Raw genomic sequence first — 24,235 nt, forward strand, 5'->3', positions numbered from 1 at the left:
TCTACTGGTCCAGCATGTCCCTGATCTTGCGCAGCAGTTCCATCGGCTGTACCGGTTTCATGATCAGTTCGATCCCGTCTTCCGACACCCCTCTGTTCTGGATGAAGTCCGCGGTATAGCCGCTTGAATACAGCACCTTCACGCCCGGCTGCAGCAGCGAGATCTCCTGGTAGGCTTCTTTGCCGTTCTTTTTGGGCATGATCATGTCCATGAGGATCAACGCCACCCGGTCCCTGTTGGCGGCGAACTGTTCGACGACGTCCTGCCCGTCCACCGCCTGGATCACTTGGTAACCGTACTGACCAAGGATGGACACCACGAGCTTGCGGACTTCCGCATCGTCTTCGGCTAAAAGGATCGTCTCGCTTCCCCCCTTGGGTGCCTCCACCGGCGCGGCTTGGGCGTCCGCCGCGCCCGGTACCGCCTCGTGGACCGGCAGATAGATCCTGAAGGTGGTACCGTGCCCGGGTTCGCTGTAGACGTTGATGATCCCGCTATGCTGTTTGACGATGCCGTAGACGATCGCCATGCCCAGACCGGTCCCCTTGCCGACTTCTTTGGTGGTGTAGAACGGCTCGAAAATCCTCTTGCGGGTCTCCTCGTCCATGCCGCTGCCACTGTCCGACACCGCTACCACGGCGTATCGTCCCGGCTCCGCCCTTCCAAACTCGTGATCAAAGGGCGACTCCACCGCCTGCAGCCCGGTCTCGATGGTCAGCATGCCGCCTCTGGGCATGGAATCCCGGGCATTGGTCGCCAGGTTGATCAGCACTTGCTCGAGTTGCCCCACGTCGGCATGCACGACGAGGCGGTCGCCGTAGGTTACCGTCTTCAGGTGTATATCCTCTCCGATGACCCTCAGGATGAATTTTTTGAAGTTCTCGATGACGTCGTTCAGGTCCACGGATTCCAGGTGGATCACCTGCTTGCGGCTGAACGCCAGCAGCCCCTTGGTGAGTTGCGCCGCCCGGTCGGACGACGTCAGTATATGATCCACCCATTCCAGCTGGGTCGCGCCGAGGCCCTGGTTCATCTTGAGCATGTTGCCGTAGCCGGTGATCACCTGCAGGATGTTGTTGAAGTCGTGCGCGACGCCGCCGGCCAGTTGCCCTACCGCTTCCATCTTCTGGGATTGCCGCAGCTGCTCTTCGAGATGGATACGCTCCGAAAGCATCCTCGACACCTTCAACGAAGTGAAACTGAGCGTAGAAACGATCCGGGTCAGCTCGGCGTAGAATTTCATCCCCGCGTCAGCCGTTTCCCTGGTGAAGCGGGGCACCCGGTCCAGCGCGGCCAGGTACTCCGTCTCGTCAAACCCGTAGCGCCTGGCCTGCTCGCGGAAAAGCTCCAGGTCGGGAGGGTCGTCCTCGTAGAAGAACTGCCCGATGAAGACGTTGCCCACGTGCTTTCCCCCGACCTCGATGGGAGTCACCATGTCCCACATGTTGTTCTTGCAGCGGTAGAGCCTGTAGTCTCCCGCGGCCACCCCTTCGGTCAGGATGGTGTCGCTTTCCAGGCAGTTCTTGCACGCCTCGGGATGGACCCTGTGGAACTTGGTACAGATGTCCTGCCACCCTACCGCGACCAGCACTTTGCCCGACACGTCGAGGACCGCCCCCAGCATCCCGGTGATCCGGTAGAAATCCTCCATCATGGTCTGGAGCATCTCGCTGTCGATGATGTCCGAGAGTTCCAGGGCGCCGATGTCCCCTTCCGGTTCCAGGATCGCCTTCAGCTTGTGCCGGATCGTCTCCTCGCTCGCTTTGAGCGCGAGCTCGGCCCTCCTGCGCTCCTCGATCTCCTCCTCCAGCATCGCGGTCTGCTCTTCGAGCAGTGCCGTCTGCTCCTGCAGCGTTTCCTGCGTCAGCTCCCGCTCCGCCAGTTCCTCCTCGAGTTGGACGCTTTTCTTCCTCACCTGGTCCTCGAGCAGCTTCAGTTCGGTGATGTCGCTCGATATGCCGCAAAGCCCGTATATGACGCCACGTTCGTCCCGCAAGGGGAGCTTCACCGTCCAGTAGCTGCGCGGTTGCTCGTTCTCGGCCGCCAAATTGGTCTCTTCCCTTCGGACCGTGACCCCCTCCTCGAGCACCGGGCGGTCGCTGGCGATGATCTCCTGCAACGATTCCGCGGAGAAGAACGCGGCATCGGTCTTGCCGACGATCATGGCTTCGGGTTGACCGAACAGCTCGCAGACCTCGCGGTTCACATAGGTGTAACGATACTCGGTATCTTTTATGAAGATGTAGGCGCCGACATTGTCGAGTATGGTGTCCAGGCGCAGCTTGCTTTCGCGCAACGCCGCCTCGGACGCCTTGCGTTCACAGCTGCGCCGGTAAAAGAGATAGACGACCGCGCACGCCACCAGGAGTGCGAAGGGAAGCAGGTACTTCAACATGTCCCGGAAGGTCGGCTCCTTGGTTTCATAAACCCCGAACCACTTCTGGTACAGTTCGTCGTAATCGCCGTCGGCCTTGGTCAGGGCCAGCCCCTCGTTCAGCGCGGCGAGGAGGTCCGCCTCCCCTTTGTGCACGCCGAAGGTGAACTTTTGCGCGTACCCCACCTTGGTATCCACGGCGCGGACGTTGGCGATGCGCAGTTCCCGCAGCGTCTGCATCCCGGCAAGTTTGCTCACCAGCATGGCGTCGTACTTGCCGGAGGAAAGGAGCCTGAGCCCCTCCCGGGCGTCGCTTACCAACACCAGTTGCTTTTCCCACCCCCTGGATACCGCATATTCATGGGCCAGGTCCGATTTGAACACGATGATGGACTTTCCCGCCAGATCCGCCTCGGAGCTGATGCGCACATCCCCCTTGCGTACGAAGATGGCGCCGTTGACGGTGACGTGGGGGACGCTGAAATCGGTATAGCGATGGCGTTCCCCGGAGGTGGCGATATTGACCAGGACGTCGACCTTCCCGTCCTTGAACTCCTGGAGCAGTTCGCCCCACGGCCTCACCCTGATGCGGTAGTTCAGCCCCGCCTCCTGGGCGACCTCTTTCCACAGTTCCACGGCGAAACCACCGGCGGTGTCGTCGGTACTGCCGGTGGAGAAGGGAGGGAAATTCTCCTCGCTGCCAACCACGAGGGTTTTCCGGGAGTAATCGGCGGCCGGTGCCGTAGCGACGCAGGCGAGAAGGCATACGATGGGGATCAGACGTTTGAGCATACCCTATCCTTTGGTCGATGCGACGTCATGGTGAGCAGGTTACTGTCTCAGGGCCTGACATAGCTGCGAGGTCTCAATTAATGAAGAACCAAGATAAGATAACAGAGATAGGGAAATCGTAAAGCAAGTTCGATTTTCCTGCTTTGAAAAACTGGAGATTGAGTTCACCGGGATGAAGGGACCAAGCGGATGCAGGCAAAGGTAAAGAGATGTTTGCGTGACTGCTATTTCAAAAACGGTGCGTCGAAAACTCTGAGTACCCGCAGACAGCTTTACCCATAAGCTTTATCCCTTTCATCCTTTTCATCCCTGTAAATTGAGCCTTGTTCTTGTTTGTTCGTGAGTTGCGGGGAGGGACGGCCCAGATGGTAGCCCTGGGCATAGTCGATGCCGACGCTTTTCACCGCCTCCAGTATTTCCTCCGACTCGATGTATTCGGCGATGGTGCTGATGTTGAATTCCTTGGCGAGGATGGCGAGGGTCTTCACGAACGCCATGTCCCGGTAATCGTTGAGCATGTTCCGGACGAAGACCCCCTCGATCTTCACATAGTCGATGGGGAACTGCCGTATGTACTGGAACGAGGAGAAACCCGAACCGAAATCGTCGATGGCGAACTTGAAGCCCTGGCTTTTCAGGTCGTAGACGAACTTCTCCAGCAAGGTCAGGTTCTTCACCGTTTCGCGCTCGGTCAGTTCGAAGACCACCCTGCTGCGGTCGATGCGGTACTTGTCGGCGAGGCCGATGATGTTGGGCAGGAACTCGTTCAGGATCATCGACTTCGGGGACAGGTTCACGAAGAGGTTGCCCCGGTAATCCTGCTCCTCGACCATCGCGAACGCTTTCTCCAGGAGGATGGCGTCCAGCCTGCCCACGATGCCGAGGCTCTCGGCGGTCTCGATGAAGTCGCCGGCGGCGATCACCTCCCCGTTCAGTTCGATGCGGCAGAGCACCTCGCAGCACTCGATCCCTCCCGGCCCCAGCGCGACGATGGGCTGGAAATACGGCATCACCCTGCGGCCGTCGACGGCGTCCTGCACCATCCTGGCCTTTTCTCCCACCATTCGGAACACCTCGACCACATCCTCCGCGGTCGGGATGCTGACCCGGTTTTTCCCCTCCCCCTTCGCCTTGTAGGTCATGTTGTCGGCGAACAGGAACAGGTCCTTTTCCGTCACCGCGTGCAGCGGGAACATGGCCAGCCCGATAGAGGCGGTCGCCCTCGCCTTGGCCGCATCCGGCGTGGTCACGTAGAGATCCTCGGTGATGTTCCTTATCCTCGCCGCCACCAGTGCCGCCTGCTCCTCGTCCGACTCCGGGAGCAGGATCACGAACTCGTCACCGCCGTAGCGGGCGAAGATGTCCCCCTTGCGCAGGGCGTGCTGGACGGCTTCGGCAAAGGCCGCCAGGTAGCGGTCGCCGATCGCGTGTCCCCAGGTGTCGTTGATATGCTTGAAGTTGTCCAGGTCGATCACCAGGAGGGCAAAGCTGTAGCCGTGGCGATCGGCCCGGCCGATCTCGTAGGAGATGAGTTCCCAAAACACCCGCTGGTTGAACAGGTCGGTGAGCGGGTCGCGGGTCGCGTAGTATTCCAGGTCCTTGGTGTACTTGTGGATTGCCTTGATGGAGCCGATCACGTTCAAGAGCGTGGTCAGGATGCTGTCGATCACGAGGCCCCGGGTCGTATTCCAGGCGTACTCGGACTGGACCCCGATCCCCACCACCCCGCCTATTTGCGGCGAGTCGAGGATCAGCGACTTGGTCTGCAGTTCCATGTCCCCCTGCTCCAGGGCGAGCGGGGTCTGATCGGAGGCGACGTTGTGGATCACCTGCAGTGCGGAACTCTCCGCCAGGCGGGCGTTCTCTTTGCGGATCTTGCGCAGCACCTCCTGCTCGACCTGCTTCCTGGTCGCCTCGCTCGGTTGGGAGCGCCAGAAGATCTCGATATCGTAGAGCTCCTCGTCCACCTGGAAGATGCAGAACAGCATGTAGGCGTCCACCACCTGGTTGATCTCCAAAAGGAGGCAGGCAACGTGCTCCTTCCAGTCCCGGATCACCTCCGAAGTGATGATGAACTTCTCCAGCATCTGGATCTCCAGCTCGAGGATCTCCTTGTCCACCGACACCGCCCGGATCTTGTCCACCAGCTTGGACACCTCGCCGAAGATCCGGTCCAATTCGGTGAAGCCGGGGGCGACGTCGGAAAATTCCACCCGGGTCAGGTCGCGGATGCTGTTGACCTGGATCACCTTGTCACCGAGCTCGTTGATGGAGGGAACCACCCGGGCGTTGACCAGGCGTGCGATGAACAGCGCCATCAGCACCGGGATCGGGGACAGCAAAAGAAAGAGGAGGAAGAGTTTTTGACGGGCATGGCGCAGCATCGGTTCGATATCCTGCCGCACCTTGAGCGCGCCGAGCAGGGTTCCGGTGCGGGCGTTGCCGTGACAGCCGAGGCATTTTTCAGTAGCGGTGAGCGGGAAGATCGCCTCGACCACGTGCCCCTGACCGCGCTCCAAGACCTTGCCGCTCTTGAAAACCTGTTCCACGCCCGGGTCGGGTGCAAGCGCGACCCGCCCGTAAAGCGCCTCCACAACGGGGGTGCGGTACAGCTCCACCGTGTGGCTCCCCAGCGCCCCGGACTTGGCCGGCACGTTGTACAGGCTCAGCAGTTCGGAGCGGGTGGCCCCCTTCCCCATCAAGAGCGGAATGGAACGATGAACCTGCTGGGCCTGATCGTAGGCGAGGCTCGTGGCGCTGCGTTTGACGGTGTCGAGGTAGACCAGCGAGGTGATGCCGAGGACGGAGGCGAAACTGATGAAAGAAACGGTGAGGGACGACGCCAGGATGAAGGTCCGCAGAGAGAGTCGGTACCCGGTCGCAGCCTTGACCGTGGCCTCGAGTTTTGCCCGCCAGGGGATTTCCGATGTGCCGATGCTGATACAGTTTTTCTTTTCCACTTTAAACAGGACCTTTTTTGTCTTATTTCCAACTGGAAAGGTTTATATCACGCGACCGACCTCATAGCAAGGATTTCCTATATTCAGCAATCATGCTAAGTGGATGTGTCACAAAAGTTTGTGCTAACTGCCAAATCTGTGATTCCCAAAAGCGCAGCACGCTGCACGTGCCCTAACGTCCCCCCCTTTACTTTTTAATAACCTTACGGCGACTTGACCATCTTCGTGAACAGGTAATCGTTGCCCGCCACCGGCGTGTGGCAGCCGAAGCACTCCACCACGAAGCTTTTATCCTTCCCGTACGGCTGCAACGTGTTCCCGACGAAACGAGCGAAGCCCCACCCTCCGGTCTCCTTGTACTTCCTGGCGGCCTTCACCATGAACTCGACCTGCACGAACGCGCCCGGCTCCGAAGCCACGGGGAAGTTGGGATGTTTCTCCGCCTTCCAGGCCACCTTGGCCAGCACGCTGCCGTCGGGCAGTGGTTTGGTTCCCGCCTTGAGGGCCGCCACGGCGATCTCGTTCCCCGTGATCACCCTGATCTGCCCCTTGTCCTCCCGGTAGGAGGGAGCGACCACTTTCCAGGAGAGGTAATCGGGATACAGAGCGATGCCATTGGGAGCGACCGGGCGATCGGCGGCGACGACCGAACCTGCTACCGACAGGATTACGGCACAGACAACCAACTTTTTCCTCATAGCGTCCTCCTAAAAGTGAAGATGACGAGGGTGCACCTGACACAGGAGAGCAGTCGGATCGGACCCGCCAGACACAGCCGACCTGGAAACAATAACAAAAAGTACCGATAGGTAAAGAAAAGTACGCATCTAACTTAGCCTGTGCCCGGCACTGGGCCACTTGGTCTTTTATCTGAGCACAGCTATCGTTTTTGGAATTTCGCTTTGCCTTGCGTCTTCGCGCCTTTGCGTCTTTGCGTTGAGGCTTTGTCTTTCCGGCACTAGCTGTCCGCGCCGAAATTGAGAGCTTTACCGGCAAAGTGCTAAAATGTCTTTTATAGATCAACACCTGAAGTAATTGCAGTTGGCGACAAGAGGGATGAAGACATGAAAACGACCATGTGTGCCCAACTGAAGGAACAGATGACCTCCGGTGCCCTCGTCATCGACGTCATGACGCCCGAGGATTACGCCGCCTGCCACTTGGCAGGCGCACATAACGTCTGCATTTACGAGATGGTGTTCCTGGACCGCATCGCGGAACTGGCTCCCGATCGGAGCACCGGATTGATCCTCTACGACGCTACCGGGAGCAGTCTTACCGCCGAGGTGGCGCGTGAGCGCCTGGTCCAGGCGGGGTATCAAAATGTTTCCGTGTTGAAAGGAGGACTCGCCGCCCTGAAAGCGGCCAACCTTCCCATCGAGACCGGTCCGCACGTCCGTTCCGACGCCGCGGTGGCGGACGGCAGTTACGCCATCGACACCGAAAAGAGCGCCCTGGAATGGATCGGGCGCAACCTGAACAACCGCCATCACGGCACCATCGCAGTGCAAAGTGGTGAACTCGTCATCCGCGACGGCAGGCTCGCCGCCGGTTCCATCGTTTTGGACATGAACAGCATCGAAAACCGCGACCTGCAGGACCCGTACTGGCGTGATCTGCTGGTCAGGCACCTGAAGTCCGAAGACTTCTTCGCCGTCGAGCGCTTCCCCACCGCCACGTTCCGGCTCACCCGTTGGGAGCCTGACAGCGGCGATTTTTCAGAAGCGCCCGAAGGGACGGTGATAGGGGAACTCACCATCCGGGGCGTTACCCGTCCGGTCGGTTTTCCCGCCGTAGTGGCGCCCCAGCAAGACGGCACAGTCAAGGCCCATGCCCATTTCGACATCGACCGTACCCTCTGGGACGCCGGCTACGGCTCAGCAAAACTCTTCGAGCGTCTCGGCATGCATCTCGTGCACGACCTGATCACGCTGGAGCTATTCATCCTGGCACTGCGAAGGTGATTGGGAGAAAGGATGGTCGGGAATTGAAGTTTCTCTCGGAACTCGGGAGAGCAGGAGCGGAGTTCTCTGCAACAGGAGCGGAGTTTTGTGCAACAGGAGCGGATTCAGTGGAACAGAAGCGGGATTCTGTACAACAGGAGCGGGATTCTGTGGAGCAGGAATAGAATCCCGGAGCAGGAGAGCATTAGCAACGAAGCGCTGCACAAGCACTCACGTCTCCCCCTTTGCGAAGGGGGGACAGGGGGGATTTGCCTTCGCCTTCAGCCCCTACTGCGCGTCACCAGGATCACTGACCGAAGCCTCATCTTCCCCGCACCGGACCCCATTGCAACTGCACACCTTGCACCCCTCTCCATCCCCGCAGGGACGATGCACCACGTTGTACAGCACAAACAGGATGGTCCCCATAAGCACCGCGGCGAGGAGGTTGGTTACCCCCAGCAGGTCCTCGGCCTGGAACAGGCGCCCCCCCACCAACACCCCGCGCACGTCCGAGGCAGCGGAGGCGAGTTTTCCCAGCCCGAAGTAAGAGATAGCGCCGATGGCTGCGATGGCGACGGCGTTCATCGTCTTGGTCATCATGTAATGGCAGGAGAACACGGCGCGGTTGTCGGCCAGGGAGATGAGAACACCAGTGGCGATGCAGAAGGTGGCGCTGGGAAGAAGGAGGTACTGGACCAGCTCGATGGTGGACTGGTTGAGGACGGCCGTTTCCATCCGCTGCGAGGAGGCCGTGTAGATGTGGAGCATGTAGAGAAGACAGGCGCCGCTTCCGGCGAGGATCGCGGAGGACAGCATGTGAACCTGTTTGAGGGCCGCCTGCAAGGCGGAATATAGAGGCAGTGGCAGAGAACGCAACATGGCATCCCTCAACGCCGTCCACCTCACCCCGCGTGCGACGGCTGCAGAACCCCAGGCCCATTCGGGGCCCCACTTACTTCGATTCTTCGCGTACGGGAATTGCGCGGATGCATCGGCTGGTGCGCTTCCCTCTCACGCTGCCAAAAGCGTATACACTATTATATTTAATAAGTAAACAACAAAACTCCGAGTCTGGAGGTGTTTTCTCTGGAGTCGTTGACGCATCCCCCTTGCTCGCCCCTGAAAACAGGCAGTCGGTTCGCTGTACTTTGGGAAAATATGAATCAGCCCGGAGGAATTGTTGACTAAAGTACCCATAAAGAAGTGTCGATAGGTATGGGTGCGTCACTATGACTGAAAATTTCATGTTCGGTGCTACTAAGGAGGATTTATGGCAAACCTCACAATCGCAAAACGGTTACTGCTTGGCTTTGGAACCGTGTCGTTGCTTCTGTTCGTTGTTGTGGGGGCGGGAATGAAAGGGCTCTACAGCAGTGCCGACCAGTTGAGCAACGTTAACCGCATCAGCGGGCTCACGGCGAATGCCGGCAAAGTACTTCTTAACCTGCAAGGGGTCGACGAAGAAATCAGGGGACTCGTCCTGGCCGACACACCAGCGGACCGGGACAAGATCGTCAAACACATCGAGGAGCACCGCAAAGGATACCACCAGGCATTCGACGCGCTGAAAAAAAACACCAAGACTCCCGACGGCAAGAAGCTGGTAGCCGAGTTGGACAGCGCACTCACCGCAGGCGCAAAAGTGAATGAAACACTGATGGCCATTGCGGCCTCGGGAGACGCCGCCAAGTTCAAGGCCGCTATTGCCGGCGAGGGGGAGCCGGCCAGGCAAAAATATGTGGCCGCGGCCGAGGCGCTGATGGACTACTACGCCAAGCGGACCGACTTGAGGGTGAAGTCTGCACAGGAAGCGGGCACTGCCGCCATTACCACCATGCTGATCACCGGGTGCATCGCCTTTTTGCTGAGCGTCGGCATCTGTGCCTTCCTCACCTCGGGGATAAATGGCGCGCTGAAGCAGATAAGCGGTGCCATAGCCGTCATCGTCGGGGGTGATCTTACCCGGCGCATCAACTATCACTCCAGGGATGAGTTGGGCCGGCTAAGCGATCACATCAACGATTTCGTCGGCAGGATACAGTCCATCATGCAGGATTTGTCCGGCGATGCCCACAGGGTGGCCTCGGCGTCGACGCAGTTGCAGGCAACGGCGCAGCAGATGGTTCAGGGGACCGAAAAGATCGTCGCCCAGGCCAATACTGTTGCCACCGCTGGAGAAGAGATGGCGGCGACCTCCAACGACATAGCCCAAAACTGCCACCTCGCCGCTCAAGGCGCTCAAGGCGCCAACCAGGCAGCAGTCGACGGCGCAGGGGTCGTTGAGGCCACTGTGGCCGTGATGGGAGTAATAGCCGAGCGGGTGCAGGGGGCGGTGAGGACGGTGGAATCGCTCGGGGAGCGTTCCGACCAGATCGGGGCCATCGTCGGGACCATCGAGGACATCGCCGACCAGACCAACCTGCTCGCGCTCAACGCTGCCATCGAGGCGGCCAGGGCGGGTGAACAGGGACGCGGATTTGCCGTCGTCGCGGACGAGGTGAGGGCCCTGGCCGAGCGCACCACGCGCGCCACCAGGGAGATATCAGAGATGATACGCACCATCCAGGGTGAAACCCAGAGCGCGGTTCAGGCCATGGAGGAGGGGAGCAAGGAAGTGGTACGCGGGACGCAACAGGCCTCCCGTTCCGGGCAGGCGCTGGAAGCCATCCTCGAGCAGATACACGCCGTCATGATGCAGGCGAACCAGATAGCCACAGCCGCCGAAGAGCAGACCGCGACCACCAGCGAAATCAGTTCCAACATGACCCAGATCACGACTATCGTGCAGGCAACCGCGCAAGGTGCCGACGAAACCGCCACCGCCGCGACGGCCCTTGCCTCCATGTCGGTCAGGCTCCAGGACATGGTCCGGCAGTTCAAGGTCGCCTAACCTTGATGGTCGCCATCGGCGGCTTTTAGTCCAAGCTGATCGTAGCTGGATTACGGACAAACCCTGAGCAGAAGTATGAAAGTGGCGAATGAACCCCCTTCGCCACTTTTTTTGTGCCTGCGTTTTTTTTGCAAGTTAGAAAAGTTTTTCTGATGTCAGGCTGGGTTGAAACAAGGTCCGCGTAATTTTCGCACTTTCATATGGGCGTGAAATGTACTTACATATCGGAAAAAACATCTTTGCGAGGTGGAATTTCAACTAAGTGAGTTTCAAACACTGGTCCGAAAGGTTTCCGCATTTTTTCATGTACGCGAATTTCACACACCTGCGTTTAAAAAACATTTACAAGAGTTAAATTCAACTCAGTTTGTTTTTAGCTCCGGTCACTTTCGTTTTCGCATTTTACTCGTTGAGAAATTTCACCTGAGGTGAGCTTGAAAACAACTAAGTTGAAATTGAATGCAACTAAGTTGGGTTCAAATTCAGGTCCGCGTAATTTATCAATTGTGACCTGGGCAAAAACGACACTGTCCTGCCGTATAAAAATTTTTTCCGCAGTTTTTCACCACTAAGTGCGTTTCAAACGCAGGTTAGCCATCATATTTGCGGCAAGAGTCGCTTTCGGTAGCTCGAAAAGCTTTAACCGGTTCTGCAGATAATTCCGGGAAGGACGGCAGATGCAGCCCACGCAGCCCACGCAGCGGAGCAGGTGGCACCGCGTCCCCCCCTTTGCGAAGGGGGGTCAGGGGGGGATTTGCTCTTAGGTTTAGATCCTTCTGGTGTGGAGAGCGGGGAGGAGAGGCAACTTCGGCCTGCCGTTATGTCGGCAGGCCGAAGTAAGGGAGAAGGTAAAGCTTACAACACGATGATGGATGCCGGCTGTGACCAAGGCCCCAGTCCCTCGGGACGATCGCTCCTCATCCCGACGTAGTACTTGTTGGCAGGTTCCAGGTTCCTCTGGACGATCTTGCTGCAATTATTGTAATGCCCCCCCGGGTTGTACCAGCTCTCTTCCGAGGTCGGCTCCCCTTTACAGAGGTTGATGAAATATGGCCCGCCATTCCTGACGTGGGTTCCGATGATGGTGATGGCTCCGGACTCGTTTCTGATACGCTTCAACTCCAGACGTATCTCGACTTGATGCGGAGACTGCGACTTCTTGGCACTCTTCTGGTGCATTTCCTTTACTGGCAGGTTCAGGATATGGAGGATGGTGGGGTCCTTCTTGTGGATCGCGATGGTCTTCATGTAGCTGACGGAGGAGTGCATTTCCAGCTCGGCGAGATCCCGAATTGCCTGGCGCTGTTGCTGGAGCAGGGTGTCCCCGCGGTCAGCGCCAATGCTCAGTTCTTTCATGCCTACAACATGATCCCGGAACCTCTGCCCGGCATAGATGTGCTCCGGCCGGTTCTCGTTGTACTCTTTGCAGGCATCAAGTCCGTCCGCAAAGCCGTTTAGAGTTACGAATATTTGAGGGTAAGTCTGCTTTCGCAAATTCACATCGACGAAGTCGTACTGGTAAGGCATAGGCACCCCCTTGAGATTTATTAACGGAAACCAATATACCGAATCCCGCAGGAGTGTCAAGGAACGGAGTAGCGCCTCTCAGGTTTTGCCCTACATACGATGCGCCGGCGGGAACTGCGACCTTGCAATCCGCAAGATTTCATCTATAGTACGAAATGCTCAAGCTGAAGCATTTTTAACGGTGGGAAACAAGGACGAGCGTGGCCATCTGATGAAACTGGTATCTGTCATCTTGATCATAGCTTATCTGTTCCTTCCCGCCCTCTGCTTCGGGCACCCCTGCGAAGACCTCTCAGCACATACCAATCACAGTAGCGTCGAGATGAACCAGTGCGACGAATGCCCCGGGAACGATTCCGACAATTGTGAAACCGCCTGCTGCTGTGCTGGTCACGTCCCAGCATCTGCAACCTATCCCCACGACTTCGACATCTCCGAAAAACCGCTGTCCAATCAACCGTATCTTGCACTGCCACGCATCCTGGACAGAATTTTCGTCCCTCCAGAACATCACGCCGCACGCACCCATCATTGTTAAAACGCCGCTATTGTCGCTGCACCCGGTGCAGGGAGCATGACCGGCCACACCACATTAAAAGGCGGATCCCGGCAGTCCCCTGCGGTGGGTTACCTGCTATTGGGCATGAGTGGAGCGATTGCGGCCAGAACGTGTCGCAGGGGATTGCGCAAGATCACAACAAGGAGAGTTTTATGAAATGTCCGACATGTCCAGGAGTCGATCTGAAAATAGCTGAGCGACAGGGAGTGGAAATCGATTACTGCCCCGAATGCCGGGGTGTCTGGCTTGACAGGGGCGAATTGGATAAGATCATTGATCGATCATTTGCGCCGGCAACAACCACTGTGCCTATGGAACAACAGCAATACCAAGCGCCATCACATCGGCAGCATCACAGGGAAGACCATCATGACAGCCACAGCTACCAGCAAAATGGCTATCACAAGAGAAAGTCATGGCTGTCCGAGTTGTTTGATTAGCTGATTCATCACGGGGCGGGCCTGCGAAGTTGCACGAGATTGCAACGTCGCAGCCACGCCCCAACCTCCTGATGTTCTGCAAAGCTGCAATCACACCTGTGAAGGCACAGTCCACTCGAAACTTTGCATCCAGTTCACGCCACCGTCACCGCCATCGGAACCGTTGTACTTGTAGGTGAACTTCAGCAGCATGCCAGGCTCCAGAGGAATCGGCAGCTTTGCGCTGAAGGGAAAGGTCCCGTCCTGTTTCACCTGGCGGGGGATGACGAAGCAGACGTTACGCGCTCTTGTTTTGCCTGCGGCATCGACCGCAGCGACCCAGATCTCGACCCCTTCCATGAAGGCGTAGCGGAGATTTTTGCCCACGCCCTCGACCACAGTCTCCATGCCCGCCGATTTGATCTCCCACGCCAAGGCCATGTCAAACTGCGAATATCGATACGGCAGGGACTTCAACCGTTCACTGTCCACATCGCCCTGCGTCGTGCAGCCGCTGCAAAAGATCGTCAACAGAAAGAGCCAGAGTTTTCGCATTTACGTGGACCTCCTGGGCCTGGGTGATGGAACCGGCCGTTACCCCTTCTGATTCTTGCTAGCGAGGAACCGGTACAGCGGAACCGGCATGAAAACCTTTCCAATTCTCCGGGCGAGATAGGCGGCCAGCAGGAAGGGGATGATGAGGCTGTGCTCGTCGGTCATCTCCATGATGATGATCACCGCGGTGAGAGGGGCCTGGATGGCGCCGGAAAAAAACCCGACCATGCCGAGGAGCCCGCAAACCTTGAAGTTCTGCAAGTGGAACAGCTTCGCGACGGTGAACCCGAAGCCGGCCCCGATGGAAAGACAGGGAGAAAAGATGCCACCGGCCATTCCGGAAAGATACGAAAGGACCGTGGTGGCGAACTTCGCAATCCCGAGCCCTGCGGGCCACTCTTCGATGGAGGAACTCTCGAGGAAGCCGCGGGTGACTTCGTATCCCGATCCGGCAGAAGCTCCGTCGGTCAATAACCCGATCGCGGCGCAGATGATGCCACAATAGAGGGCCCTTTTCCAGGGCTGGGCGGGGAGACCGAACACCTCCGGGAAGGCAAGCAGCCGGGCGAATGCCCCTCCCATGATCCCACCGACAATTCCGAAGACCAGCGTTTCCGGGACGAGCAGGTTCGGGGTAAGCGTGACAGCAGGATGTCCGAAATAGAGGTAGTTCCCGGAGATAGCCATTGCCGCGATACCGGAGAGGATTACCGCCAGCATCACCATTTCCCGGAAACGCCCGAACGCCCCCTCGGTCACTTCCTCCAGGGCAAAGGCAATGCCGGCCAAAGGTGCATTGAATGCTGCCGCGACTCCCGCTGCGGCACCTGCCGTCAGAAAGGTCTGGAAATCGACCTGGGGCAGAACCCTCCGCGTCATGCGCCCGAAAAAAGCGAAGACAGAGGCTGAAATCTGGACGGTGGGGCCCTCGCGCCCAATGGAAGCCCCGGCGATTATACCGACGCAACTCGATATCACCTTCACCGCCGCCGTGCGCAGCGAAACCAGCGGGCTGTGCCAGGGCGGCTCGACCTTGTCGCCGTTCGCCCGGTCTATTGCCTCCAGCACCTGGGGAATGCCGCTGCCGCGAGCCTCGGGTCCGAACTTTTGCACGATGAGTGTCGCAGCGACGAACAACAGCGGTGTGGCTGCGGTCATGAGGTAGGTGTGGCCGTGAAACAGGGTGAAAAAGAAGGCCTGCGAAGCGGAGATGAGGCGTGCAAAAAGAACGGCAGCGCATCCGACCAGAAGTGCCGCCGTCCAGATGGTGAACTGCATGTAGCTTTTCTCGCGCAACTTCCTCAGGTAGCGCAGGTAGTCCCTGGCATGCACGGGCTCTTTCTCCCCTACCCTCTCATGCTCTTCATTGTTCATGGTTCAACCTTCTGGTTCCAGAATTTAAGCGGCAACAGCGTTCACGCCGCCTTGGCGCTACTCCTCAACTGTATGACAAGGTTGCAGAGTTCCGAGCAGAGGATGCCGGCAAGCATCAGGACACACCCTAACAACCCGCGGGCTCCCAACACCTCGCCGAGGAAGAACCACCCCCAGATGGCGGCGAAGACGCCCTCTGCGCTCAGGATCACCGCGGTGTGGGCGGGATGTGCATCGCGTTGCGCCACCACCTGCATGGTGTAGGCAAAGCCCACGGAGATGAGGCCACCGTAAAGGATGGGACGCCAGGCGGCAAAGACTGCGGTAAGCGTCATCGACTCGAAGATGAACGCGGTGATCAGGCTAAGCACCGAGCAGACTGCGAACTGCAGTGCTGAAAGTTTGAAAGGGTCCAGGCGTGGCGAGAGCCAGCCGATCAGGAGCACGTGCATCGCCCAGAAAACGGCGCCGATCAGCTCCAACAGGTCGCCGATGCCGATGGTGAAGTGGTCGGTGACGCTGAGAAAGAAAAGGCCGACGGCAGCGAGGAAGGCGCCGAGCCATGTTCCGACGCCGGGCCGCTGCCCCCAGAAAGTTCCCAGCAACGGAACGAGGACGACGTAGAGACCGGTGATGAAACCGGCGTTGCCCGCCGTGGTGTAAGCGATGCCGACCTGCTGCAGCGAAGCGCCCATGAAGAGAGCGCCCCCGGCCATCAGGCCGCCGTAAAGCAGCGCGCGGTTACCGGCTTGCGGCAGGCTGCCGTGGTAAGGTCCCTGCCGGCGGCGATTCAGAAATACCAGGGGGAGCAACGAAAGACTCCCGAGCGCAAAGCGGACGCCGTTGTAGGAAAATGGGCCCAGGAAGTCGAGTCCTTTGCGTTGCGCGACGAAACCGCCGCCCCAGATGGCGGCAATAAGAAGGAGTAAGAGGTCGGACTTGATGGTTTTGGGCTGCATGCTGTTCCTTAAGCGGTAAAAGTGTCGCGGCGCGGTCGCGGCCGGCTAGTGTCCCTGCTTTTGCTTGCAAAGTCAAGGGGTGACAGGGAAAGACGTCGCGGGAATCAGAAGTGCTTTTTTCTGAAGGCGAGGCCGGAGCCGGTTTTCAGATATTTCTCGAAGGCTGCTGCCTTGGCGTCATCGGTGAAGCCGAGATAGGTGATTAACTTCCAGGGGAGGTACTTGGAGGTGTGGGGGGATTGGCCGGCGTTGTGGGAGGCGAGACGGGATTTTAGGTTTTTCGTGAGGCCGACGTAGTGCTCATTGGGGTGGGAGAGGCTTTGGAGGAGGTAGACGTATTTCATGGGCGGCCTCCGGGTTTTTTTGGGGGGGGCGGGGGAAGTTTAACCGATCTAGCTTGAACGTCCAGATGGGATTGTGGGGGGTGCCTTTGCTTCGCTCGGCAACCTTCGCAAAAGCAAAAGGCTTCAATTGACACTGGCGTGCAATCGAAGCCTTGGGGATGTGACGTGCGGCTGGGTCACTTCGTGGCAAGGGTCCGCCTTCGCTAAACGTCTGCCTTCGCTTCACTGCGGCGGACAGCTACGGTGGACAACCTTCGCCAAAAAACCAAAGGCTTCGGCCGGCACACTTAATGGCGTGCCAACCGAAGCCTTGGCGAAGGTTGGTGGAGGTGGCGGGAATCGAACCCGCGTCCGAGAATCGTACACATAAGGCGTCTACATGCTTATACCTGTTTTTACTTTAGCCGCTCGGGACTCCACAGGCCGGGATTCCCGATTGCCGATTCCGCTAAATTTCGCCGCAGGGCCACGGACTCTCCCTGAAACTATCCCACTAAATGACGTTCTATCCCCACCCGTGGGAGAAACGGGGTAGAACGTTAGCAGGTTATTAAGCTGCTAAAGCGTAATCGTAATTGTCGGCGCTTAAAGCGTCCCGGATTGTTTAACGAGCCACCCGGACCTCGGCATGCAACCTTAGCTTCTTACCCCCGTCGAAACCTTTACACCCCCGTAAAACCTGAATTTCTAAGTTAGTCTCTGTCCCTGGATCCGCGGTTTCTTTCTTTTAGCGCGACCACAACGTCACGCCGCATGTCCTTCTCCTTCATTACTTCGCGCTTGTCGTAGTTCTTTTTGCCCTTGGCGAGCCCCAACTCGGTCTTCACCTTGCCGTCCTTGAAGTACACCCGAAGCGGGATCAGGGTGTAGCCTTGCTCCCTGATCTTGGAGAAGAGTTTGACGATCTCCTTCTTGTGCAACAACAGCTTCCTCATCCGGTCCGGATCATGGTTCTCCCGGTTCCCGAAATCATACGGGTTGATGTGGAAGTTGTGCAGGAAAGCTTCGCCGTTCTTCACCATGGCGAAAGAGTCGTTCAGGTTAGCCTTGCCGTTGCGCAGGGACTTAACCTCGGTCCCCTGCAGCACCATGCCCGCCTCGAAACGTTCCTCGATGAAGTAGTCATGGAAGGCCTTCTTGTTGTTGCAAATCAGCTTCTCGCCCATAACGATCCATAGTACCAGAATCGCCTGCAAAAGGACAGGAGGAAAAACATAAGGGATCTAGGGCCTCGAGTTCCGGGGTAGACTTGCGGGTTATGCCGTCATCCTGACCACCACCCGGCCGCTGATTTCACCTTTGAGGATCGCTGCAATCTTTTCCTCCAGTCCATCCAGATTTACTTCGGTTACCATCTCTTGCAAGTGAGCCGGCTTCCACTCCTCGGCAAGCTTTTCCCATACCTGTAATCTGATATCCGCCGGGCATTTGACCGAATCGATGCCGATGAGACTGACCCCGCGCAATATGAAGGGATAGACATTTACGGGGAGTTCTGTTGATCCCACCAGGCCGCAACAGGTAACAGCGCCGCCGTAGCGGGTTGACTTGACAACTGCCGCCAGGGTATCACCTCCAACGACATCCACACATCCAGCCCATCGCTCCTTCATCATCGGCCGCTCCGAACCTGCTAAAACCTGATCGCGGGGTATGATCTCCGCCGCTCCGAGGTTACGAAGAAACTGCTCATCGGCACTTTTTCCTGTAGAGGCCACTACCCGGTATCCTGCGCGGGCCAGGATTGCCACAGCGATGGTGCCGACTCCACCTGTTGCGCCGGTGACAAGGACATCGCCGTCTGAGCGGGTGACTCCGGCCCGCTCAAGCTTCAATACCGATAGTGCGGCAGTAAATCCGGCGGTGCCAAGCGCCATGGCTTCCGCTTGGGTCAAACCATCAGGAAGTCGCACCGCCCAGCTCGACGGTATGCGGATCAGCTCCCCCCAACCACCGTCCGTCTCCATTCCCAGGTCGTAACCGGTGATAACAACCGTGTCTCCGACGGCAAAAGCGCCACTTTCACACGAGAGCACTTCGCCGACAGCGTCTATGCCGGGAGTGTGCGGGAACAGGCGCGTGACCCCCGGGTGCCCCGTAGCCGAGAGGGCATCTTTGTAGTTGAGGGAGGAGTAGCTGACTCGCACCACAAGGTCTCCCTGCGGCAGGTCGTCAATGCACCGCGCCCTTATTTTCCGCACGAACTGCCCATCATCTGTTTTTTCGACTACGAGCGCTTTGAACTTTGTTGGCGTTGCCATGTCCTTGTCTCTCCTCTATTTGTAGGTACCCCCGCCAAGAAAGTGGAGGTTGTTTGCCGATTGCTTCACCAGCAAAGGGGCTTGTTTTAAACGAACGTGCAGAGCCAATAATTAGACCGATCGTCTATTTATTGGCAAAAAAAATCAGCGTCGCAGCGCAGCGAAGAAAAAATCCGTGAAGAGGTCAAGCGCATCGGGAGCACCCTCCAATTTGGTCCGCAAAACCGCTCCTTCCCATCCGATCCAAAAAACAGCTGCCAATTGATGACAGTCCGAATTTTCGGGAATTTCCCCGAGTTCTTTTGCTTCTCCGAGGCAATGGGCGACACGATCCTGCCAGTCCTGGAAAACCTCTCGCAATTCTCCTCGGAAAGATTCAGGTAATGCCCCCATCTCCTGCCCCATATTTCCAACCAGGCAGCCCCGTTTATACTCATAACGTGCCATGCCGTTGCGCGCACCATCGATGAAGGCTTGCAACCGTTGCAACGGCTGCATAGTGGTATCAAGAAGAAAGCGATCCAGCTTTCGTGCAAAATAGGCGGCATAGCGCGTAAGCAATTCTGTTCCGAAGGCTTCTTTGCTGCCGAAAAAATGATAAAAGGATCCTTTGGGTACGCCAACGCGACGGAGGATTTCATCAATTCCTGCTGAAGAAAAACCCTTTTCGGTTAAAACTTCCACTCCAGCCTGGAGCAGTAATTCCCGTGTTTCGCTGAAACCTCCACCTTCCTTGGGAGGGCGACCGCGACGACGTGTTTGTTTCTCCATAGTTTCCATGCTTAATTATATAGACCGACCGTCTACTAAATGTCAACTTGAAAATAAAATCGATGCCCCAGTTTTCAATATCGTCTTCTGCGCCTTAGGCAGCGTGCCGTGTATCGGCGCTTTCAGATTGAACATTTGACGAGGATCAAGGGCGTCCAAAGCGTAAAAACTGAAGTCCCTAAGCAGAAAATTAAGTTATCTACGGAACTGCCACTTTGATATTTAGTGATATCTGGGGCCAGACTTACAAAGTTGCGATCCCTGATGTTCTTGCCGTTAAGTTTGCAACATTGCAAGCGTGCCCCCAGAACTTCCTAGATTCGATGAATCTCAGAAACCCAGCTGCGTCCCCTTCCAACTGAATCCCGCCCTGCAGTCAAGTCACAGCAGCTCCGCCCTACCCTGGCCAAAAGCACTGCCGTCAATAATACCCAATAATTAAGTAGTTCACAAAAAGACTTTTATTGAACTATCAGCTGAGTTATAGTGCCTTAACCGTTGCAGCTAATTTGCTGTGACAGTGAACGTTTCCCATTGAGGAGAAAACATGGGCAAGATAACTCTGCTGGTCGTCGCAGTCATCCTCTCCACCACTACCGCTTTCGCAGCGGATTTGCCTCCTGTGCTCACCGCACCCCAAAACATTGAGTCAGTGTTGGCGGCTTCACCAGTCAAGGACGAGCTTTGCAAGGCCACCACATCCGAAAAAGACGAACTTGGCCGCCGTGGCTGCTGCTCATGGCATGGCGGTGTCTGTGGCTGTTCCGATGGCAGGGTTGTCTGTTGCGACGGTTCTTACAGCCCCTCCTGCACCTGCCACCACGAGGACCAGCCCAGCCAGATGTAACAAATCAGATGGTAGTCAAATTAGAGAGGAGTCGGAATGAAGTTGTCTGTAGTAATCCCCTGTTACAATGAAGCAAGTACCATTGAGGAGGTTGTCGGCCGGGTTCTGGCCTCACCATATGAAAAAAAAGAAGTCATCATCGTGGACGACTGCTCCACAGATGGCACTATTGAGATCCTCAAGTCGAAACTTGCTGGCCAAGTCAGCATGATTCACTACCATTCCCAGAATCAGGGAAAGGGCGCTGCGCTAAGGACTGGCATAAAAAGCGCTACTGGGGACATTGTTATTATACAGGATGCCGATTTGGAGTATGACGCCAGCCAGTACCCCAAAATCATTGCTCCAATTCTAAACGGCAAAGCTGATGTTGTGTATGGCTCACGCTTCTCCGGAGGCGAAGAGCACCGCGTCGTCTATTTCTGGCACAGAATAGGGAACGGATTCCTGACCCTTCTTTCTAACATGTTCTCGGATCTAAACCTTACAGACATGGAGACCTGCTACAAAGCTTTCCGCCGCGAGGTTATTCAATCCATAGAGATCAAGGAAAACAGATTCGGCTTTGAACCCGAGATCACTGCGAAACTTGCAAAAAAGAGGTGCAGAATCTACGAGGTAGGAATCTCCTACTATGGGAGGACATACGAGGAGGGAAAGAAAATCGGCTGGAAAGATGGGTTCTCCGCCCTTCGCTGCATTATTAAATATAACGTCTTTAACTGATCGCATGATGACAAGTTATAAACATCGTGCCTTCGGCCCTATTGCTATTCTTATCTGTTTCTTTCTGGCATTGCTTGCGGTACCAGCTACCAAAGGAACATTGAACAGCGTCCCTGAACCAGGCGTTAGCGACGGCATAGAATATGACAGCCTGGCATGGCAGCTCGCTCAAGGTCACGGCTTCGCCTTCGACTTTGACGACCCCTCTTTCAAAAAGCCATATGAGGAAGTGGGGGCACCACACGGGTCAGGGAGAGGTGAAACGACCTACCGGCCTCCGATGCTACCGGCAGTGATGGCACTGTTCTATAAAGCATTCGGCAGAACGTTCGCTCCAATCAGGATCTTCAATTGCCTCGTTGTGGCCATGGCAGCGATGTCAACTTTCGTGATGGTTCGGAAAAGACTAGGGTTGACCGCGGCAATTGCGACGACGGCGTTTCTCGCTATTGACGGCAGGACTTGGTTCTTCTCCAACAAGATACTTACGGAAGCTCTTGCGTGCTTTACCACTGTCTTAATTGTATGGTCTCTTCTCAAGTTTCAAGAAGAGTGGACCAACAAATGGGCGGTTGCAGTAGGAATTTCCCTCGCATTAGGCTTTTTCACACGCAGCATCCTGATTTTTTGGTTCCCCATTCTGGCTGTCATTATCCCCTACCTCCACCAGGAAAAGTTCTCCTTAACTCCTGTAAAACAAGGAGTCAAATCAGCGCTCGTCTTTGTTGTTACCTTTATGGTACTGACGACTCCCTGGTTCATCCGGAATTGTGTTGTAATGGGAAAGTTCGCCCCACTCGGAACAATGGGTGCCATGAGCATGGCAGCAGCCTACAGCGACAAAGCCTTGGCCGAGAAAGGTAGGTGGTACGATCTAGCTGCCACCGGTTTTTTCCCGGTTGCTCCATCTGACAGGTACGACACCCTCACCAAAGAAAAGAGGAACGCTGCATATAGCCAGAGTGCCGCGCTGCACTGGATAAAGGCGAACCCCACGAAACTACCGGCACTGGCGTTGTACAAGGTGTGGGACTTGTGGCTACCCGATACACCGCGGCAAACCCTACTCTTCACCTTTTTCCTTCTCGGCTGCTTTCTTTACCCTGTCAAAAAGCATCTAGTTATTTTTGGTGCCATTCTTGTTGCGAACACCTTAGGCGTTGCAGTGACATGGTCGGTCGGCAACAGATTCCTATTCCCCGTTTTGCCGGTAATAGCAATACTGGCTGCTGGCGGCCTCTGTGAGGTGTACCGCATTTACCAAAGCTACAGGGAACAACCTGTTGACTCTCGTTTTGAGTGAAGGGTTAACCACGAGACCAATTGGAAGTCTGGACAGTCTGGGGGCAGGCTTGCAAAGTTGCAATCTCTCATTGCTTTGCCTCTCATCTTTGCAGCGTTGCAAACGTGCCCCCGCCTCGCCAACAAAGAACGGCCTCTGATCCAGAATCAGAGGCCGTTTCGTGTTGAGACAGGTCATGGATCCCACCTCGTGTGCCTCACAAGACGGACAAAGTGGGAAGGAGCACTCTTCGTGCGAATTATTCCACGCTACATTGCAATGACAGCGACAGGAAGTGCTGTATAATCTGAGGCTTATTCCTTTATCCACTCTCAGAGGCAAGCGGCAATGAATAGCTCACCACCAACACGTGCGCTTGGACGATACAAAGACAGTTTCTTCTCCAGCCTGGTGGCCGGAGTGATACTGGTGAACCTCTTTGCCTACCTCATGGTCGGCAACTCCCTCTACAACAGCCGCAAGCACTATGACAGGCTGGCTGAAGTCGCTACGCAAAACCTCGCCAAATCCCTTGAAGGAAACTTCTCCGACATCTTGGACAAGATGAACATCGTCCTCTACTCGGTCGGCGAAGAGACGGAAGAACAACTGGCGTCGCACGGCATCGACAAGGGCGCGTTGAGCGCTTACGCCAAGCGGCAGGTCCAGGTACTGCCGGAAGTAGATACGATCGCCATCGCTGACAGCGCTGGGAACGTCCTCTGCGGCAGCGACGGCATAACCACCTCAGTAAATATCAGCGACCGCGACTACTTCAGAAAACTCAGCAACGGGCCAGATCAGCAACTAGTGGTGTCGAATCTGCTCAAGGGTAAGGTGACAGGCAATTGGAGGATCATCGCCGCCAGACGCTACAATAACCGGAACGGCTCCTTCGGGGGGGTGGTGATAGGGACCATCGATGTGGACTACTTCGACAAGCTCTTCTCCCACCTCGACATCGGCAAGTACGGTGCGGTCGGCGTTCGAGATGCGGATTTCAGGCTGGTCGCCCTGCACCCTAAGGGGAAGGAGGCGGCAAGCCAGATCGGGTCCAACATAATCTCGCAAAAAACACGCGAGATGATCCAGGCCAACCCGGTTACCGCTACCTACAAGACGGTTTTCGCGCGGGACAACAAGGAACGCATGGTCACCTTCCGCAAGGTCGCCAAGTACCCCTATTACATCTTCGCCACCATCTCGCCGGCCGACTACCTGACTTCCTGGCACAAGGAAGCCGGGGTCGGCCTGGTGCTGCTGTTGCTGTTCACCGCCATGACGGCGGCTTCCGCACGTTTTTTGTACAAGAGCAAGATGAACGCCCTGCTCCACGCAGAGGCCAAACGGTACGGCGACGAGATGAAGCAGGAAAACGAAGAGTTGAACGCGGCGCTGGTCAGGATCAAGCGCCTGGAAGGTATTATCTCTATCTGTTCCTATTGCAAGAAGATCCGTACCCAGGAAGACTCATGGGAGCAGCTCGAAAAGTATTTCAGCGAGCATTCCGACGCCATGTTCAGTCACGGCATATGCCCCCATTGTGCGGACGAGCAACAGCGCATCTTCCGTAAGGCGGCCACGTCACACAAAGAGGGCGCCAATTCCACCTAAACCTGCACCTGTTATTTGCCGATAAACATCTCAGA

The 24,235-nt window shown here is 56.6% G+C and carries 19 protein-coding genes and 1 other RNA gene; 7 read left to right on the top strand and 13 right to left on the bottom strand.

The features are described from left to right. Position 1: 1 nt before the first annotated feature. From JFN90_RS07145 to JFN90_RS07155, 3 genes are all read right to left on the bottom strand, one after another. A complete protein-coding gene (locus tag JFN90_RS07145; RefSeq protein ID WP_199394427.1) occupies positions 2–3,166 on the bottom strand; it encodes a PocR ligand-binding domain-containing protein in 3,165 nt (1,054 codons plus the stop codon). A gap of 272 nt (positions 3,167–3,438) precedes the next feature. Beyond that, the gene (locus tag JFN90_RS22510; RefSeq protein WP_199394428.1) at positions 3,439–6,126 is read right to left on the bottom strand and encodes a putative bifunctional diguanylate cyclase/phosphodiesterase; all 2,688 of its coding nucleotides are present in this window, start codon (positions 6,124–6,126) and stop codon (positions 3,439–3,441) included. Positions 6,127–6,329: 203 nt separating this feature from the next. Continuing rightward, positions 6,330–6,824 (bottom strand): cytochrome P460 family protein, encoded by a 495-nt coding sequence (locus JFN90_RS07155; protein WP_199394429.1) that lies wholly within the window; start codon positions 6,822–6,824, stop codon positions 6,330–6,332. A 366-nt stretch (positions 6,825–7,190) separates the two neighbouring features. On the opposite strand from JFN90_RS07155, the gene JFN90_RS07160 reads away from it, so the two are divergent. Further along, positions 7,191–8,090: a YceI family protein gene (locus JFN90_RS07160; RefSeq protein ID WP_199394430.1), complete on the top strand. Its 900-nt coding sequence runs from the start codon at positions 7,191–7,193 to the stop codon at positions 8,088–8,090. A gap of 267 nt (positions 8,091–8,357) precedes the next feature. Here JFN90_RS07160 and JFN90_RS07165 read toward each other — a convergent pair whose 3' ends face one another. After that, positions 8,358–8,888 carry a hypothetical protein gene (locus JFN90_RS07165; RefSeq protein ID WP_199394431.1) on the bottom strand — a complete coding sequence of 177 codons (531 nt, stop codon included), beginning with the start codon at positions 8,886–8,888 and terminating at the stop codon, positions 8,358–8,360. A gap of 454 nt (positions 8,889–9,342) precedes the next feature. Between JFN90_RS07165 and JFN90_RS07170 the strand changes: the two genes are divergently transcribed. Continuing rightward, positions 9,343–10,962: a methyl-accepting chemotaxis protein gene (locus JFN90_RS07170; protein WP_199394432.1), complete on the top strand. Its 1,620-nt coding sequence runs from the start codon at positions 9,343–9,345 to the stop codon at positions 10,960–10,962. Positions 10,963–11,817: 855 nt separating this feature from the next. Here JFN90_RS07170 and JFN90_RS07175 read toward each other — a convergent pair. Beyond that, positions 11,818–12,318: a hypothetical protein gene (locus JFN90_RS07175; RefSeq protein ID WP_199394433.1), complete on the bottom strand. Its 501-nt coding sequence runs from the start codon at positions 12,316–12,318 to the stop codon at positions 11,818–11,820. An 882-nt stretch (positions 12,319–13,200) separates the two neighbouring features. Between JFN90_RS07175 and JFN90_RS07180 the strand changes: the two genes are divergently transcribed. Next, positions 13,201–13,488: a TFIIB-type zinc ribbon-containing protein gene (locus tag JFN90_RS07180; protein ID WP_199394434.1), complete on the top strand. Its 288-nt coding sequence runs from the start codon at positions 13,201–13,203 to the stop codon at positions 13,486–13,488. A gap of 90 nt (positions 13,489–13,578) precedes the next feature. On the opposite strand, the gene JFN90_RS07185 is transcribed toward JFN90_RS07180, so the two are convergent. The 8 genes from JFN90_RS07185 to acuR all read right to left on the bottom strand — a co-directional run bounded on the left by JFN90_RS07185 (position 13,579) and on the right by acuR (position 19,740). Further along, the gene (locus tag JFN90_RS07185; RefSeq protein ID WP_199394435.1) at positions 13,579–14,022 is read right to left on the bottom strand and encodes a hypothetical protein; all 444 of its coding nucleotides are present in this window, start codon (positions 14,020–14,022) and stop codon (positions 13,579–13,581) included. A 39-nt stretch (positions 14,023–14,061) separates the two neighbouring features. Beyond that, positions 14,062–15,396, bottom strand: coding sequence for a chloride channel protein (locus JFN90_RS07190; protein ID WP_199394436.1), 1,335 nt, complete (start codon positions 15,394–15,396; stop codon positions 14,062–14,064). A gap of 41 nt (positions 15,397–15,437) precedes the next feature. Next, positions 15,438–16,355: a DMT family transporter gene (locus tag JFN90_RS07195; RefSeq protein WP_199394437.1), complete on the bottom strand. Its 918-nt coding sequence runs from the start codon at positions 16,353–16,355 to the stop codon at positions 15,438–15,440. Between the two features lie 104 nt (positions 16,356–16,459). After that, positions 16,460–16,699 (bottom strand): GIY-YIG nuclease family protein, encoded by a 240-nt coding sequence (locus JFN90_RS07200; RefSeq protein ID WP_199394438.1) that lies wholly within the window; start codon positions 16,697–16,699, stop codon positions 16,460–16,462. Between the two features lie 321 nt (positions 16,700–17,020). After that, positions 17,021–17,371: a transfer-messenger RNA gene (ssrA, locus tag JFN90_RS07205) on the bottom strand. Positions 17,372–17,391: 20 nt separating this feature from the next. Next, a complete protein-coding gene (smpB, locus tag JFN90_RS07210; RefSeq protein WP_199394439.1) occupies positions 17,392–17,865 on the bottom strand; it encodes an SsrA-binding protein SmpB in 474 nt (157 codons plus the stop codon). A 90-nt stretch (positions 17,866–17,955) separates the two neighbouring features. Further along, on the bottom strand, positions 17,956–18,960 hold the full coding sequence (locus JFN90_RS07215) for a YhdH/YhfP family quinone oxidoreductase (protein WP_199394440.1): 1,005 nt from the start codon (positions 18,958–18,960) through the stop codon (positions 17,956–17,958). Positions 18,961–19,104: 144 nt separating this feature from the next. Further along, positions 19,105–19,740: an acrylate utilization transcriptional regulator AcuR gene (acuR, locus tag JFN90_RS07220; protein ID WP_199394441.1), complete on the bottom strand. Its 636-nt coding sequence runs from the start codon at positions 19,738–19,740 to the stop codon at positions 19,105–19,107. A 538-nt stretch (positions 19,741–20,278) separates the two neighbouring features. On the opposite strand from acuR, the gene JFN90_RS07225 reads away from it, so the two are divergent. The 4 genes from JFN90_RS07225 to JFN90_RS07240 all read left to right on the top strand — a co-directional run bounded on the left by JFN90_RS07225 (position 20,279) and on the right by JFN90_RS07240 (position 24,200). Next, complete coding sequence (locus tag JFN90_RS07225; protein WP_199394442.1) at positions 20,279–20,578, top strand: hypothetical protein; 300 nt, start codon at positions 20,279–20,281, stop codon at positions 20,576–20,578. 36 nt (positions 20,579–20,614) lie between these two features. After that, on the top strand, positions 20,615–21,304 hold the full coding sequence (locus JFN90_RS07230; RefSeq protein WP_199394443.1) for a glycosyltransferase family 2 protein: 690 nt from the start codon (positions 20,615–20,617) through the stop codon (positions 21,302–21,304). Then, positions 21,213–22,607: an ArnT family glycosyltransferase gene (locus JFN90_RS07235; protein ID WP_199394444.1), complete on the top strand. Its 1,395-nt coding sequence runs from the start codon at positions 21,213–21,215 to the stop codon at positions 22,605–22,607. The genes JFN90_RS07230 and JFN90_RS07235 overlap by 92 nt, the downstream gene beginning before the upstream one ends. 399 nt (positions 22,608–23,006) lie before the next feature. Continuing rightward, on the top strand, positions 23,007–24,200 hold the full coding sequence (locus tag JFN90_RS07240) for a cache domain-containing protein (protein ID WP_199394445.1): 1,194 nt from the start codon (positions 23,007–23,009) through the stop codon (positions 24,198–24,200). Positions 24,201–24,235 lie beyond the last annotated feature (35 nt).

The sequence above is a fragment of the Geomonas propionica genome, assembly GCF_016458235.1.
In the GTDB taxonomy this organism is placed as follows: domain Bacteria; phylum Desulfobacterota; class Desulfuromonadia; order Geobacterales; family Geobacteraceae; genus Geomonas; species Geomonas propionica.

Excerpts from the sequence above, each read along its gene's own strand:
- JFN90_RS07165 (WP_199394431.1), bottom strand. The coding sequence starts at position 8,888 with ATGCTGTCCTCCGCGATCCTCGCCGGAAGCGGCGCCTGTCTTCTCTAC.
- JFN90_RS07225 (WP_199394442.1), top strand. The coding sequence starts at position 20,279 with ATGGGCAAGATAACTCTGCTGGTCGTCGCAGTCATCCTCTCCACCACT.
- JFN90_RS07215 (WP_199394440.1), bottom strand. The coding sequence starts at position 18,960 with ATGGCAACGCCAACAAAGTTCAAAGCGCTCGTAGTCGAAAAAACAGAT.
- smpB (WP_199394439.1), bottom strand. The coding sequence starts at position 17,865 with ATGGGCGAGAAGCTGATTTGCAACAACAAGAAGGCCTTCCATGACTAC.
- JFN90_RS07185 (WP_199394435.1), bottom strand. The coding sequence starts at position 14,022 with ATGCGAAAACTCTGGCTCTTTCTGTTGACGATCTTTTGCAGCGGCTGC.
- JFN90_RS07155 (WP_199394429.1), bottom strand. The coding sequence starts at position 6,824 with ATGAGGAAAAAGTTGGTTGTCTGTGCCGTAATCCTGTCGGTAGCAGGT.
- JFN90_RS07200 (WP_199394438.1), bottom strand. The coding sequence starts at position 16,699 with ATGAAATACGTCTACCTCCTCCAAAGCCTCTCCCACCCCAATGAGCAC.
- JFN90_RS07230 (WP_199394443.1), top strand. The coding sequence starts at position 20,615 with ATGAAGTTGTCTGTAGTAATCCCCTGTTACAATGAAGCAAGTACCATT.
- JFN90_RS07145 (WP_199394427.1), bottom strand. The coding sequence starts at position 3,166 with ATGCTCAAACGTCTGATCCCCATCGTATGCCTTCTCGCCTGCGTCGCT.
- JFN90_RS07175 (WP_199394433.1), bottom strand. The coding sequence starts at position 12,318 with ATGAAAGAACTGAGCATTGGCGCTGACCGCGGGGACACCCTGCTCCAG.
- JFN90_RS07180 (WP_199394434.1), top strand. The coding sequence starts at position 13,201 with ATGAAATGTCCGACATGTCCAGGAGTCGATCTGAAAATAGCTGAGCGA.
- JFN90_RS07235 (WP_199394444.1), top strand. The coding sequence starts at position 21,213 with ATGGGAGGACATACGAGGAGGGAAAGAAAATCGGCTGGAAAGATGGGT.
- JFN90_RS07195 (WP_199394437.1), bottom strand. The coding sequence starts at position 16,355 with ATGCAGCCCAAAACCATCAAGTCCGACCTCTTACTCCTTCTTATTGCC.
- JFN90_RS07190 (WP_199394436.1), bottom strand. The coding sequence starts at position 15,396 with ATGAACAATGAAGAGCATGAGAGGGTAGGGGAGAAAGAGCCCGTGCAT.
- acuR (WP_199394441.1), bottom strand. The coding sequence starts at position 19,740 with ATGGAAACTATGGAGAAACAAACACGTCGTCGCGGTCGCCCTCCCAAG.
- JFN90_RS07160 (WP_199394430.1), top strand. The coding sequence starts at position 7,191 with ATGAAAACGACCATGTGTGCCCAACTGAAGGAACAGATGACCTCCGGT.
- JFN90_RS07170 (WP_199394432.1), top strand. The coding sequence starts at position 9,343 with ATGGCAAACCTCACAATCGCAAAACGGTTACTGCTTGGCTTTGGAACC.